Source organism: Streptomyces sp. MMCC 100 (genome assembly GCF_041538145.2).
In the GTDB taxonomy this organism is placed as follows: Bacteria; Actinomycetota; Actinomycetes; order Streptomycetales; family Streptomycetaceae; genus Streptomyces.
Window position 1 is genome coordinate 2985721 of record NZ_JBGORK020000001.1, and the last position, 13995, is coordinate 2999715.

Consider the following 13995-nt stretch of genomic DNA (forward strand, 5'->3'; position numbering starts at 1 on the left):
AGTACATGATGACGTCAGTCGACACTGACCTGATTCGGGTTCTGGCGGACCCGCTCAGGCTTCGGATCGTGACCCTGCTCGCCCAGGAGACGCTGTGCACCACCCACCTCGTGGAGGAGACCGGCGCCCGGCAGACCAACCTCTCCAACCACCTGAAAGTGCTGCGTGAGGCCGGGGTCGTCGAGACCGAGCCGTGCGGCCGCTACACGTACTACAAGCTTCGCCCCGACGTCATCGCATCGCTCGCCGGCCAGTTCGCCGGCCTGGCGGAGTCCGCCCGTACCGCCGTCGAGAACAAGAGGGCCTGTCCGTGACCCGCACCGAAGCCCCCGCAACGACCGCCGAGGAGCCTTCCGTCGTCGCGAAGCTGTCGACGCTCGACCGCTTCCTCGCCGTCTGGATCCTCATCGCCATGGCTGTCGGGCTCGGCCTGGGGCGAGCCATTCCGGGCCTGAACGACGCCCTAGCCAAGGTCGAGATCGGCGGCATCTCCCTGCCGATCGCCATCGGTCTGCTGGTCATGATGTATCCGGTCCTGGCCAAGGTCCGCTACGACAAGCTCGACGCCGTCACCGGCGACCGCAGGCTCATGGCCTCCTCCCTGGTGATCAACTGGATCGTCGGCCCGGCGGTGATGTTCGCGCTCGCGTGGATCTTCCTGCCGGACCTGCCCGAGTACCGCACCGGTCTGATCATCGTGGGCCTGGCCCGCTGCATCGCTATGGTCATCATCTGGAACGACCTGGCCTGCGGTGACCGCGAGGCGGCGGCCGTCCTGGTCGCACTCAACTCGGTCTTCCAGGTCCTGGCATTCGGCCTGCTCGGCTGGTTCTACCTCGACCTGCTGCCCGGCTGGCTCGGCCTGGGCGACGGCGAGCACCTGGACATCTCCATGTGGAAGATCGCCCTGAACGTGGTCATCTTTCTGGGTGTCCCGCTGCTGGCCGGCTTCCTCACCCGCCGCATCGGCGAGAAGAGGCTCGGCCGCGAGAAGTACGAGTCCAATTTTCTGCCGAAAATCGGCCCGTGGGCGCTCTACGGCCTGCTCTTCACGATCGTCATCCTCTTCGCCCTCCAGGGCAAGACCATCACTTCCCAGCCGCTCGATGTCGCCCGCATCGCACTGCCTCTGCTTGTGTACTTCGCCGTGATGTGGGCCGGGACCTTCTTGCTGGGCAAGGCGATCGGCCTCGCCTACGACCGCACGGCCACCCTTGCCTTCACCGCCGCGGGCAACAACTTCGAGCTGGCCATCGCCGTCGCCATCGCCACCTTCGGCGTCACCTCCGGCCAGGCCCTGTCCGGCGTTGTGGGACCGCTGATTGAGGTGCCCGTCCTGATCGGCCTGGTCTACGTGTCCCTGGCCTGGCGCAAGAAGTTCACTCCGTCCGCTCTGACCACTGAGGGCAGGGACTACTGATGCACTGCCTGGACTGCCGCGCACGGGGAACGACCAGCACGGCTGTCGGCGTTTGCCGCGACTGCGTAGCCGCCGTCTGCCCCGAACACACGCTCGTCGCCCACCGCGTCGTGCGTGAGGGACCGCTCCTCGGACGACCCGGCGAGGTCACGGCCCGCACTGTCCAGTCCTCGGCGGGCTGCTTACTCATCCGCTCCAGGACCTTCTCAGCGACGGCCAGTTCGTCGCGCTCGGCCCGTACCTCCGCCAGCTGCTTGGCCAGCTGCTCTTCGAGTTCGTCCAGTTCCGCACGCCGCGCGGTGATCCGTTCCAGCAACTCGGGATCCATACACCGGATCGTAGAAGGCCGCTCGCCCGCCGCGAGTGGGAATCCGGCAAGCCGCCCCGTGACGGACGATCTACGGCGCGGACTACCGCCCACGACCAGTACGAGCGTCCCGGAACACGTCACACCAGCGCTGCTGACCTGGGGTTTTCAGGTTGGCGGAGGTTCAGTCGACCAACTGCATCGCGGCGATCGAGACCCTGCCGGCGGCAAGCGTGACTTTGTGTGCGCTCTTGAAGTCCAGCCCGGCACGGACGCCATGCCGAAGCTCCCGCCCATTGCGCAGCCGGTGAGACAGCGCAGTGCCGCGTTGCCTGCCGTTCCGGGTGAGGCGCCGACGCGCGAGCCGTAGTCGGCGCGGCCATGGTGACCCTCGCAGCGAGCGTTGTGGGCAGCGTGGTCCACGACCATTCTCCCCAGCCCCGTTGAGGTGTTGACCCGTCCCCTCTAAAGGCACGGCGATCTACGTATACGCGGAGGGGGCTTCTGGGCTTCACATATACCCCTGGGGGGTATATGGTCGCCGTCAGCGTCCTGAACGGGCGGCTTCGGTAGGCGCTTCTATTTCTTGGGAGATGTCATGCGGAATCACTCCGGTCACCGTGGTCACGGTGGAGCCCAGCCCGGTGGGCTGTCGGTGTCGCAGAGCGGGTACACCCTGGAACTCGAGTCGGCGGTCCTCGCCGCCGGGGTGCAGCCGGTGCGCTTCCGGGTCGTCGGCCCCGACGGGCGGCCGGTGACCGACTTCGTGGCCGAGCACGAGAAGGAACTGCACTTCATCGCCGTACGGCGGGACACGGCCGGGTTCCAGCACGTGCACCCCGTGCGCGACGGCAAGGGTGACTGGAGCGTCGAGCTGGACCTGACGCCTGGCGACTGGAAGTTCTTCACCGACGTCCACCCGGCCGGCCACGACGGGACGCTGACGCTCGGGATCGACGCCGCGGTTGCCGGGGTGTACGAACCCCGCCCGCTGCCCGAGGCCACCGGCGTCGCGCGGCTCGGCGAGTACACCGTCGCCCTCCACGGTGCACTCATGCCCGGCGAGGCGAGCGAGTTGACCCTCACAGTGAGCCGCGACGGCCGCCCCGTCACCGACCTGCAACCCTACCTGGCCGCGTATGGGCATCTCGTCGCCTTGCGGGTCGGCGACTTGGGCTATCTGCACGTCCACCCGGAGGGCCAGCCCGGTGACGGCGCAACCGCCGCCGGACCCGGCATCACCTTCCTGGCCGTCGCACCCACCCCCGGTACCTACCGGCTGTACTTGGACTTCCGGCACGCCGGCGTCGTCCGTACCGCCGAGTTCACCGCGCGGACCGCGGACACCGCCCACGTGGCCCAGACCGCCGCGGCCGTGCCCGCGCTCCAGGGCCACCAGCACGGCCACCCGGCACACCACACCCACCACTGATCGTGAACGAAAGGAGCGTCATGACCCGCCTGACCCGCCTCACGCCCGACACGGCGGTCGGCGCCTCGCGCGATCTCCTCGCCGACCTGGTCTCGCGCCACGGCCAGGTCGGCGACATGGTCGCCACGATGGCGCACTCCCCAGCCGTGCTCGGCGGCTACCTCCAGCTCAGCCGCGCCATGGGCCGGGCCAAGCTGGACCGTCGGATCAGCGAGCGCGTCTCGATCGCAGTCCAGGCCCAGCAGGGCTGCGGACTCTGCCTCGACGCGCACATCCGTGCCGCCCGCGCCCTGGGCGTGGACGAGGAGGAGATCGAGCGGGCCCGCGCCGGCACCTCGGCCGATGCCGCGATCGCCGCAGTCGTCGCCATCGCCCTCCAGCTTTACCGCGAGCCGGCCTCGATCACCGACGACCAGGTCACCGCCTTGCGCACGCACGGTTTCAGCGACCGCGCGATCGCCGACATCGTCGGCGTCGTCGCGCTCAACCTCCTCACCGGCGCCTTCAACCTACTCGCCGGCCTCACCCCGGAGAGCACCACTCGTGCCTAGAGACCTCCCCGCCTGTACCCGCGGGGCACGGCCTCCGTCCCGGAGCCGTGCCCCGCCGCATGGACACGGAAGGAAACCGCCATGCGTCTGTTCGCCCTACGCGACTACCGCCACCTGTTCGGTGCCCAGGTTATCGCCCTGTTCGGCACCGGGCTGACGACAGTGGCCCTCGGTCTGCTCGCCTACGACCTAGCCGGTTCGAACGCCGGCATGGTCCTCGGCACGGCCCTCACCATCAAGATGGTCATGTACGTGATCATCGCCCCATTGGCCGCCGCGTACGTCGACCGGTTCCCCCGAAGAACGCTCCTCGTCCTCCTCGACGTGGTCCGCGGTGCGGTGGTCCTCGCGCTGCCGCTGGTCACCGAGGTCTGGCACGTCTACGTCCTGATAGGTCTGCTCCAGGCTGCTTCCGCGGCGTTTACGCCGACGTTCCAAGCGGTCATCCCCGACATCGTCACCGACGAGTCCGCCTACACGCGCGCGCTGTCGGCGTCCCAGGTCGCCTCCACCATGGAGAGCCTGCTCAGCCCGGTGCTGGCGGCCGTCGCCCTGGCGTTCCTGAGCTTCGACCGGCTGTTCCTCGGCACCTCCGCCGGATTCCTCCTCTCCGCTCTCCTCGTCCTGTCGGCGCACGTCCCAGACGCCCGACCGAGCGTCCACACCAGGGCGTGGGACAAGGCGGCGGCGGGGGTCAGGACCTTCCTCCGCACGCCGAGGCTGCGCGGGCTCATGGCGCTCAACCTCGTGGTCGCGGCCGCCGGGTCGATCGTCGTCGTCAACACCGTCAACCTCGTCCGTGACCGGCTCAGCGGATCGCAGTCGGACGTCGCCTGGATGCTCGCCGCCTCCGGCACCGGCACCCTGGTGGCCGCCCTCGTGCTGCCCCGCGTTCTCGACCAGGTCGCCGCCCGCACCGTGATGATGACCGGCGCCTCCGTCCTCGTCGGGGCCACGGGTGCCGCTGTGGTGCTCGTCGCGACGGGGATCGCCACCTGGGCCGGCACGGCGGTCGTCTGGAGCGCGATCGGTGTTGGCATGGCGCTGATCGTCACGCCGACCGGCAAGGTGCTGCGCGCCTCCGTCGCCCGGAACGCGATCCCCGAGGCGTTCGCCGCCCAGTTCTCCCTGTCGCACCTGGCCTGGTTGATCACCTACCCTGTCGCGGGCTGGGTCGGCACGGCCGCCGGCCTCACCCTCGCCTGGTCCGTCCTCGCGGTTCTCGCCGGGGCGGGAGCGGCCGGCGCCCTCCTGCTGTGGCCACGCCACGACACCCCGGCGCCGGTCACTGGCCCCGTGTCCTCCGCCCCGGCGAAGGACCGCTCCAGCCTGGCCAAGGCCGCCTGAGCCCGCTCCGGATGCGGCGGCGTCGACTCCCCGTCTCGGTGGAACGGTGGAAACCCCGCTCGATACCGACGCTCGGGCGATCGGCCCCACTCAGCCGACGTCCTGGTCCGTCCGATGGCGTTACTCCTCAAGACGGGTCCTGGACGTCGGCTGCCGACCGGCGTACGCGCGGTCATGGCCGCGGAAGTTCGCTGGTGCCGATCAGTGTCCGCTGCTGCTCTCCACGTCCATGCGCCTCGTGAACGTCTTGCCGCCGTCCTTCGACTCGTATACCCCGGTCTGTGTAGCAACCAGGACGTGATCGGCTCCCGCGGCGGTGAGTGCTTGTGGCTGCCCCCCGGGCGCCGTGCCAGCCTGCTGCCACGTGGTCCCTCCGTCGGAACTGCGGTGCAGCGTGCCAGCGGTGTCGATGCCGTAAAGGGTGTCCTTCGTCGGCCAGGACAGGAACGCCATCATCGGCTGCCGGCCGGCGGTGAAGGTTGTGCCGCCGTCCGTGCTGCGGGCGACTCCCTCTGCGGTCGTGGCGAGGAGGAGGCCAGGGTCCTCGGGGCTCACCGTGATGTCGAGAGCCTGGATGCTTGCCCCGTCCTTCCAGGTCTTGCCGTCCTTGCTGGTGCGCAACAGGCCGCCGGTGGAGTCGTAGCCGTAGACGGTGTCATGGACGTAGTCGAGCGCGTGGAAGTCGGACTCGCCGGAGAGTGACAGAGACTCCCAGGTCTTGCCCGCGTCCGTGCTCTTGATCAGTCCTTTGTTGCCACCGGTGGTGGGATGGCCGCTGGCGTAGAAGGTTTTGGCCCCGGCCACCGTAAAGCCCATGAAGTCGTCCTTGCTGTCACCCACCAAGGTCGGCTCTCCCTGGGCGCCGGGGGTATAGACGCCCTCGTGCGTCGCGACGTACAGACGCTGGTCTGAGGGGTCCAGGCCGATCCCATGGATGTGGCTCACCGTGACGCCGGGTGCGGAGGCATCCGTGTCGGCGTCGTCGCCGGAACATGCGGTCAAGGTGAGCGTGAGCGCGGCGGCGACGGCTGCCGCAGCGGCAAGGCGCGAGTTCATAGGTCCTCGATGAAGAGTTGGACGGGGCAAGCGCGCCGGGCGCAGAGACCGGCACGCGAGGGGAGGAACGACCACCCGGGCCCCTAGCGGGCCCGGATGGCCGGTGGCGCTACGCGAGACCGATCGTGCGGTCGCGTCGCCCGGATCAGAGCCGGTCGAGAGTGCTCTGGAGCTGCTCCACCTCGGCAGACTGGCCCTTGACGATGTCGTCGGCCATCTTCTTGGCTTCGGCGTACTTGCCGTTCTTCTGTTCGTCCTTGGCCATGCTGATCGCGCCGTTGTGGTGGTCGATCATCATCTCGGCGAACGCCTTGTCGAACTCGGTCCCCTTCATGCCCTTGAGTTCTTCCATGTCCGCCTCGGACATCATGCCGTCGCCGCTGCCGTGGCCTCCATGGTCCATGCCGGGCATGGACTCCATCTGGGTCGGCTGCCCCCAGGCCTTCAGCCAGCCCTTCATCGTCTTGATTTCCGGGTCCTGTGCATTCTCGATTTTCTGTGCGATGTCCTTGACCTCGGCGTCCGAAGCGCGGCCGTCGGCCAGCTTCGCCATCTCCAGGGCCTGCTCGTGGTGCGGGATCATCATCTGAGCGAACGCGACGTCCGCGTCATTGAAGTCCTTCCCCTGTTCCGCACTCCCGGCCGCCTGGCTGGTAGCCGTCGCGGACGCCGAGCTGCTGCTGCCGTGGTCCATGCCGCTCATGTCGTCACCGTCACCACCGCAGGCGGCGAGGAACAGCGAGCCGGTAGCGATGAGGCCCACTACGGCGATGCGACGGGCGGGCTTGCGGCGCAGGGCAGCGCGAGTGAAGGCAGTCATGGTTCGTGTCACCTTTTGTGTCGGTTTTGGGTCTGTTTTGCCGTACGCGAAGTCGCGGGATCACATGTATGTGCGCCCGTGAGTGCGGTTCGGTCTACAGCCGCAGGACCGACAGCTGGGTGAGATCGGGGCAGCGTGGGGGCGGATTCGGTCGCAGTACGGCGGCGACCTGGGCGAGGAGCCGTGCCAACCACTCGCGATGCCGGGCGAAAGCGGACTTCAGCAGCGTGACGAGCATCCATGCGCTGAACAGGACCGCCACGCACAGCGAGAGCATGTCCATCGCCGCACCGGGGTCGTGCGCAGGTGAGGAGTCCGTTGGATCCCCTACATGGTCGACCGACTTGGTGTCCGTCATGGTGAGCGGGCTCACGGCATTGTGAGCTGTTGCGGTCCCGTCCACCGCCGACATGTGGGATGTGGTGCTCATGGCGGAACCGGAGGAGTCGTCGGGATGCCCCATGGTGTGCATCGCGAGAACCCCGAACGCGAGCACGATGACGAGCAGTAGGCGCCCCAGGGCTCCTCCCGCGCGTGCATGTCGGCTCGGCCGCATTCCTCGAGACTCCGTTCCTGACCGTTGAACTTCGGTCCATCCGACAGTACCGAACGGACGCGGGTCACGCCGCGAGAGGTGCGCCCGAACGAGGTGGCCCGCGGGTCATGGAAAGCTGATCACTTTCGTTCGGAGGGGGTCGGCCGGCTCGTACCTGGTGAGGAGTCCATCGGGCCCTGCAGTGATGCATGGGTGCGGCGAAGGAGAGCTGGCCCCGATGATCCAAGATATCTTGAATTCACGAATTCGTGTACCTTTCCATTCATGCTCAGCCTTGCGACTGACCTCGACGCGCTCACCCGGTTCGGGCGGGCGCTGGCCGATCCGATCCGATGCCGGATCCTGCTCGCCCTGCGGGAGGAGCCGGCACCCCCGGCCGCGCTGGCCGATCTGCTGGAGATCTCCCGCACGCGGCTGTCGAATCACCTGGCCTGTCTGCGGGACTGCGGCCTGGTTGTCGCCGTGCCGGAGGGGCGCAGGGTGCGCTACGAGCTGGCCGACGAACGCCTGGGACACGCGCTGGACGACCTTCGTAATGCGGTGGTCGCCGTCGAGGCCGACAGGACCTGCGTGAATGCCGTAAGGAACGGCTGCTGCTGATGACCGCGGACATCTCCACGTCCCTCGGCTCGTCCCCGGTCCGCCGCGATGTCCTGGCCAAACGGATACGGTTCCTCGTGGCCGCGACGATCACCTACAACGTGATCGAGGCGACCGTCGCCATCACCGCTGGCACCGTGGCCTCCTCCGCTGCACTGATCGGCTTCGGCCTGGACTCGATCGTCGAGGTTTCCTCAGCGGCGGCGGTTGCCTGGCAGTTCTCTGCGCGCGACCACGAGCTGCGCGAAGCCCGCGAGAAGATCACGCTGCGGATCATCGCGGCTTCCTTCTTTGCCCTCGCCGCCTACGTCTCCTTCGACGCCGCCCGGGCGTTGATGGGCACTGGCGAGGCCGAGCGCTCCATGCCTGGCATCGTCATCGCCGCACTGTCGCTGGTGCTCATGCCGTTCCTCTCCGCCGCCCAACGCAGAACCGGACGCGAACTCGGCTCTGCCTCGGCCGTGGCGGACTCCAAGCAGACTTTGCTGTGCACCTACCTCTCCGCGGTCCTCCTCGTCGGCCTGGTCCTCAACGTCACGCTCGGCTGGTCCTGGGCAGACCCGATCGCCGCCCTGGTCATTGCGGTCATCGCCGTCAAGGAGGGCATTGAAGCCTGGCGGGGCAAGGGCTGCTGCGCGCCCAGCGGCACCGCCTCGAGCTCTGGTGCGGGCAAGGCCGAGGCAGACGCTTGCGGCAGTCGTGGAGGCTGCGACTGCTGTTGACCGGCACCAGTCGGACGAGAGGGCTTCGTCTGCGGTGTCATGATGCGGGAGATGGAGCCCCTCCTCATTGTCAGCGGGTGCTCTTGACGAGCAGCGGCAGGTCGTGGGCGTAGTCGTCGGTGGTGGTGCCCGCGGTGTAGATGACGTGGGCCTCGTCATCGGCGGGAAGGAAGGCCGCGACCTGGGCGCCGTGGTCGGAGGTGACCGTGCCGTCCTGGTGCTCTTTGGGCTCCTCAACGGAGATGCCGATGCTGCGTGCGGCCGTCTTGACCTTTGCGAGGTCGCCGGACAGACCGATGAAGTTCGGTCCGAACGACTCGAGCCACTTGCCGAGGCTCTTGGGGGTGTCACGCTCGGGATCGGTGGTGATGAAGATGACTCGGACGTTGTCCTTGACCGTCTTCAGCTGCTTGGACAGGGCGAGGGAGATGTCTCCCATGGTGGTGGGGCACACATCGGGGCAGTTGGTGTAGCCGAAGAACAGCAGCGTCGTCTTGCCGGTGGTCTGCTTGCGCAGGTCGAAGGGCTTGCCGGTGGTGTCGGTCAGGACCAGGTCGGGTTTGGTGAACCCGCTGTCCAACGCAGTGCCCCGGTATGGGGAGGTGTCCAACTGGGAGACTGCGGCAGCGGGCTCCTCCTTACCGTGATGATCCGTTCCGGAGGTGCCGCACCCTGCCAGGAGCACTGCGGCGGCGGTGGCGAGGACAGTGGTGGTCAGGCGGATGGGGCGCGTGCGGTGGTGCATGGTGGTCTTCTCAATTCTTTCGGGACTCGGGTGTGGTGATGGTCGGAACGAGGTCAGAACCACCGGGCGAGGTGAGGGAAGACCACGTTTTGGGCCTGGCTGACGACCAGAGCAGGCCGTATCCGCACAGCTCACCGCCTGTGGCCAGAGCGGTGGCCGTCTTCAGCGGAGTCGGTTCATGGGGCACTTTCGCCGGTGATGCCACGTTCTTCAGCACTTGCACCTAGGCTCTGCGGTCACGGATGGACTCCGCCACCGGCAGCTCCCGGTATGGGAGGTCGCCGGCGTCGTCACCGTTCGCGTCACTCACGTCGAAGTCCCTCGTTCTCGGGCGGGTATGGACGGGGCGGTCTAGATGCCGATGGTGTAGTCGGCCGTCCAGGACTGCATCTGGCTGAGGAGTGCACTCCACACGCCGGTGACCATGAGCAGGCCGGTCGCGATCATCATGCCGCCGCCGACGCGCATGACCCATTGGTAGTGGGCCTTGACCCAGGTGAAGACACCGAGCGCTTTACGGAAGGCGAGGCCGGCGGCGAGGAATGGAACACCGAGGCCGAGACAGTAGGCCACGGTCAGCAGGGCGCCGCGCGAGGCGCTGGCCTCGCTGAACGCCAGCGCCTGCACCGCTGCCAATGTCGGGCCGATGCACGGCGTCCAGCCCAGTCCGAACAGCACTCCCAGCATCGGCGCCCCGGCAAGGCCGGCGGCCGGGCGCCGGTGCAGGCGCCATTCGCGGCTCATACCCGGCAGTACGCCCATGAACGACAGGCCCATCACGATCGTCAGGCCGCCCAGCACCCGGATCAGCAGATCCTGGTGCTCCAGCAGGGTGTTGCCCGCGTAGCCGAACGCGGCGCCGAAAGACACGAACACACCCGTGAACCCGGCCAGGAACAGCGCGGTGCCGGCAAGTATCCGGCCGCGGCGTACGTCGGCCAGGTCCGCGCCGCTGACCCCGGTGACGTAGGACAGGTAGCCGGGCACGAGCGGTAGAACACAGGGTGAGAAGAACGACACAAGCCCAGCCAGGGCGGCGATCGGGATGGCCAGCAGCACCGAGCCGGTCAGCACGGTGGACTCAAGTCCGGCAGCCACCAGCATGGCTCGACACTCCTTCGTACAGGGCCTCGATCGCACGGGTAGCGACAGGGAAGCGGGGGAGGCCGTGGCATACCCGAAGCAACAAGCTAACGGACGTTGCTACGGAGCCTGACCTCGCCCCTACCACACCGACCAGGACACCAGCAGAGTTCTGCCGTTGTCCCTCGAGTTATACAGTCGGGTTTTCGGGGAGTGCGTCCCGTTGACGGGGCGGGGCACACGCTTCCGGGCGTGACGAGCCGGCGGCGCCCTTCTGCGTGAGGTGGGTCGCCACGGCTTGGAGCAGAGCAGCGGCCGTCATCCGTACCACCGGATGCCGGATCACCTTTCGAAGCGTGTCTGTTCGTGACGTCTGGCTCATCGGTGCACCTCTCTCGTTCTATCGCTGAGCCGTTGGTTCGCCGGGTGTGCGCCGACGGCCTGCCGGGCTTCGGGGCTCGGCAGGCCGTCGGCCGCTCCATCGCTCTCGTGCTGTTCGGTGGTAACCGAGTCGGACTACTTGAAGGACCGCAGGCGCAGGCTGTTGGTGACGACGAAGACCGAGGAGAAGGCCATCGCGGCTCCGGCGATCATCGGGTTGAGCATCCCGGCCGCCGCGAGCGGGAGCGCGGCGACGTTGTAGCCGAAGGCCCAGAAGAGGTTGCCCTTGATGGTCGCGAGGGTCTTCCGGGACAGCCGGATCGCGTCCGCGGCGACCCGCAGGTCCCCGCGCACCAGTGTCAGATCGCCGGCCTCGATTGCCGCGTCCGTGCCGGTGCCCATGGCCAGTCCGAGGTCGGCGGTGGCGAGCGCGGCGGCGTCGTTGACGCCGTCGCCGACCATGGCCACCGTTCGGCCCGCCGACTGCAGCCGCTTGACCACGTCCACCTTGTCCTGGGGCAGGACCTCGGCGATTACTTCGTCGATTCCGACCGCCCGCGCAACCGATGTGGCGACCAGGTGGTTGTCGCCGGTCAGCAATACCGGCTCCAGCCCCAGCTGCCGCAACTCGGCGATCGCTTCGGCGCTGGTCTCCTTGGCCGTGTCGGCGACCGTGACAACGCCGCGGGCCTCGCCGTCCCAGGCGACAGCCACTGCAGTGTGTCCGTCGGCCTCCGCAGCCGCCTTGGCCTCTGCCAATTCACGGGGCAGCTCGATAACCCACTGGGTGAGGAGTTTCTCGCGGCCGACCAGCACCGCGTGACCGTCGACCACACCTTGTACACCGAAGCCGGCGACATTCTCGAAGTTCTCCGGTAGGGGCAGGCTGCCCACCTGTTCGATCGCTCCTGCGGCGATTGCTCGGGCGATGGGGTGCTCCGAGGCGTGCTCCAAAGCGCCGACGAGTCGCAGAAGTTCTGCCTCTTGGACGCCCTCGGCGACATAGACGTCCTGGAGGATCATTCGGCCCGTGGTCACCGTGCCGGTCTTGTCGAGGACGACGGTGTCGACGCGCCGGGTGGATTCCAGGACTTCGGGACCCTTGATGAGGATGCCGAGTTGGGCACCGCGCCCGGTGCCGACCATCAGCGCGGTCGGCGTGGCGAGCCCCAGCGCGCAGGGGCAGGCGATGATCAGAACCGCGACGGCCGCGGTGAACGCCGCAGCCGGCTCCCCGGTGATGAACAGCCAGGTCAGGAGCGTGCCCAGTGCGACGAGGATGACTGCGGGGACGAATACGGCGGAGATGCGGTCGGCCAGACGCTGAACAGCCGCCTTGCCGTTCTGTGCGTCCACGACCAACCTCGCCATCCGTGCGAGCTGGGTGTCCGCCCCGATTCGCGAAGCCTCGACAACCAGCCGTCCACCGGCGTTCACGGTCGCTCCGGTGACGGCATCCCCCACGGCCACGTCCACCGGCACCGACTCGCCGGTCAGCATGGAGGCGTCGACGGCCGAGCTGCCCTCGACGACGGTGCCGTCGCTGGCGATCTTTTCTCCGGGCCGTACGACGAATCGGTCGCCGACCGTCAACTGGGATACCGGGATCCGCACTTCCGTGCCGCCGCGCAGCACGGCGACGTCCTTGGCACCCAGCTCGAGGAGACTCCGCAGAGCCGCGCCCGCCTTGCGCTTCGACTTCGCCTCCAGATAACGCCCGGCGAGGATGAGTGCGGTCACGCCGGCCGCGGCCTCCAGGTAGATGGAGGAGGAGCCGTCCGAGCGGGAGATGGTGAACTCGAACCCGTGCCGCATGCCCGGCATCCCGGCGTGCCCGAAGAACAGCGCCCACAATGACCAGCCCAGCGCGGCGAGCGTACCTATGGAGACCAGTGTGTCCATGGTCGCGGCGCCGTGTCGGGCGTTGGTGAAGGCGGCCTTGTGGAAGGGGAACGCACCCCAGACCACGACGGGGGCGGCCAGCGTCAGCGACAGCCACTGCCAGTTGTCGAACTGCAGAGCAGGGACCATCGCCATGAGAACGACTGGCACTGAAAGTACGAGGGACACGAGCAGGCGCTGACGGAGTGAGAGCAACTCACCGTCCGCCGTCGCCTGGACGGTCTCGGGTCCGCTCTCGGAAGGTGAAGCGGGCGGGGGCGGCTCCTCGGCCGTGTACCCGGTCTTCTCGACGGTGGCGATGAGGTCGGCAACCTGGATGTCTCCGCCGTACGCGACCTTCGCCTTCTCGGTGGCGAAGTTGACCGTGGCGGTGACGCCGTCCATGCGGTTGAGCTTCTTCTCGACGCGAGCCGCGCACGACGCGCAGGTCATGCCGCCGATGGAGAGCTCGACCTCCGCGCTGGGCGGCGCCGTCTCGGAAGTCGCCTTCTCGAGAGCCGTGCTGCTCATGGACGTCACTCCTGGGATGGGCCGGGGCGTACCGCGTCCGAGTGAGCGGAGCGGTACGTACCGACGCGGAAGGGGAATGCGGGTGTTGTCTGCGCGGGGCCCGGGACGGGCGTCAGTTCTGGCCGACGAGCTCGTAGCCGGCCTCGTCGACGGCGGCTCGTACGGCCTGCTCGTCGAGCGGGGCGGCGGAGGTGACGGTCACCTCGCCCGTCTTGGCGACCGCCGCGACCGCGGTGACGCCGTCGAGGGCCGAGATCTCTTTGGATACGGCGCCCTCACAGTGGCCGCAGGTCATGCCGGACACCTTGTAGACCGTGGTGACGCCGAGGTTCTGGACCTCGGACGTGGTGCCGGTGCCGCAGGAACCGCAGCACGAGCTTGAGTTGTTCTGATCGGTCATGGCTTCTTCCTCGGGGTGGGGTGCGTGTGTCGGTCTCTGTCGTGAGAGGAGCTACAGGGTCCCGCGCGTCCCTCGCACGACAGAGAACACTATACCCCCCTAGGGTATTTTTTGGTCAGGTGCTCCCGTGAGGGAAGCCACAGATGTGCCGGCGGGGAGCGGG

General features: G+C 68.0%; 14 protein-coding genes. 7 read left to right on the plus strand and 7 right to left on the minus strand.

Annotated elements, in window-relative coordinates; all coding sequences use genetic code 11:
• Positions 1–5 precede the first annotated feature (5 nt).
• From ABS735_RS13715 to ABS735_RS13735, 5 genes are all read left to right on the plus strand, one after another.
• Positions 6–314, plus strand: coding sequence for an ArsR/SmtB family transcription factor (locus tag ABS735_RS13715; RefSeq protein WP_046247776.1), 309 nt, complete (start codon positions 6–8; stop codon positions 312–314).
• A complete protein-coding gene (arsB, locus tag ABS735_RS13720; RefSeq protein ID WP_046247777.1) occupies positions 311–1420 on the plus strand; it encodes an ACR3 family arsenite efflux transporter in 1110 nt (369 codons plus the stop codon). The genes ABS735_RS13715 and arsB overlap by 4 nt, the downstream gene beginning before the upstream one ends.
• Before the next feature lie 962 nt (positions 1421–2382).
• Positions 2383–3159: a hypothetical protein gene (locus ABS735_RS13725; protein WP_361015272.1), complete on the plus strand. Its 777-nt coding sequence runs from the start codon at positions 2383–2385 to the stop codon at positions 3157–3159.
• Positions 3160–3179: 20 nt separating this feature from the next.
• Positions 3180–3710: a carboxymuconolactone decarboxylase family protein gene (locus ABS735_RS13730; protein ID WP_016325488.1), complete on the plus strand. Its 531-nt coding sequence runs from the start codon at positions 3180–3182 to the stop codon at positions 3708–3710.
• A gap of 81 nt (positions 3711–3791) precedes the next feature.
• The gene (locus ABS735_RS13735) at positions 3792–5057 is read left to right on the plus strand and encodes an MFS transporter (protein ID WP_016325487.1); all 1266 of its coding nucleotides are present in this window, start codon (positions 3792–3794) and stop codon (positions 5055–5057) included.
• A 201-nt stretch (positions 5058–5258) separates the two neighbouring features.
• On the opposite strand, the gene ABS735_RS13740 is transcribed toward ABS735_RS13735, so the two are convergent.
• The 3 genes from ABS735_RS13740 to ABS735_RS13750 all read right to left on the minus strand — a co-directional run bounded on the left by ABS735_RS13740 (position 5259) and on the right by ABS735_RS13750 (position 7489).
• Positions 5259–6113 (minus strand): F510_1955 family glycosylhydrolase, encoded by an 855-nt coding sequence (locus ABS735_RS13740; RefSeq protein ID WP_016325486.1) that lies wholly within the window; start codon positions 6111–6113, stop codon positions 5259–5261.
• Positions 6114–6258: 145 nt separating this feature from the next.
• A complete protein-coding gene (locus ABS735_RS13745; RefSeq protein WP_016325485.1) occupies positions 6259–6933 on the minus strand; it encodes a DUF305 domain-containing protein in 675 nt (224 codons plus the stop codon).
• A gap of 94 nt (positions 6934–7027) precedes the next feature.
• A complete protein-coding gene (locus ABS735_RS13750) occupies positions 7028–7489 on the minus strand; it encodes a DUF6153 family protein (RefSeq protein WP_016325484.1) in 462 nt (153 codons plus the stop codon).
• Positions 7490–7753: 264 nt separating this feature from the next.
• On the opposite strand from ABS735_RS13750, the gene ABS735_RS13755 reads away from it, so the two are divergent.
• Positions 7754–8089 (plus strand): ArsR/SmtB family transcription factor, encoded by a 336-nt coding sequence (locus ABS735_RS13755; RefSeq protein ID WP_373905802.1) that lies wholly within the window; start codon positions 7754–7756, stop codon positions 8087–8089.
• Positions 8089–8811, plus strand: a complete 723-nt coding sequence (locus tag ABS735_RS13760) for a cation efflux transmembrane domain-containing protein (RefSeq protein ID WP_016325482.1) — start codon at positions 8089–8091, stop codon at positions 8809–8811. The genes ABS735_RS13755 and ABS735_RS13760 overlap by 1 nt, the downstream gene beginning before the upstream one ends.
• 70 nt (positions 8812–8881) lie before the next feature.
• Here the strand turns inward: ABS735_RS13760 and ABS735_RS13765 are convergent, their stop codons facing one another.
• The 4 genes from ABS735_RS13765 to ABS735_RS13780 all read right to left on the minus strand — a co-directional run bounded on the left by ABS735_RS13765 (position 8882) and on the right by ABS735_RS13780 (position 13832).
• Entirely contained in the window at positions 8882–9556 is a 675-nt protein-coding gene (locus ABS735_RS13765; protein ID WP_016325481.1) for an SCO family protein, read from the minus strand.
• Positions 9557–9907: 351 nt separating this feature from the next.
• Positions 9908–10660: a cytochrome c biogenesis CcdA family protein gene (locus tag ABS735_RS13770; RefSeq protein WP_373905801.1), complete on the minus strand. Its 753-nt coding sequence runs from the start codon at positions 10658–10660 to the stop codon at positions 9908–9910.
• Positions 10661–11155: 495 nt separating this feature from the next.
• On the minus strand, positions 11156–13432 hold the full coding sequence (locus ABS735_RS13775; RefSeq protein WP_016325478.1) for a heavy metal translocating P-type ATPase: 2277 nt from the start codon (positions 13430–13432) through the stop codon (positions 11156–11158).
• Positions 13433–13544: 112 nt separating this feature from the next.
• The gene (locus tag ABS735_RS13780; RefSeq protein WP_016325477.1) at positions 13545–13832 is read right to left on the minus strand and encodes a heavy-metal-associated domain-containing protein; all 288 of its coding nucleotides are present in this window, start codon (positions 13830–13832) and stop codon (positions 13545–13547) included.
• Positions 13833–13995: the final 163 nt, after the last annotated feature.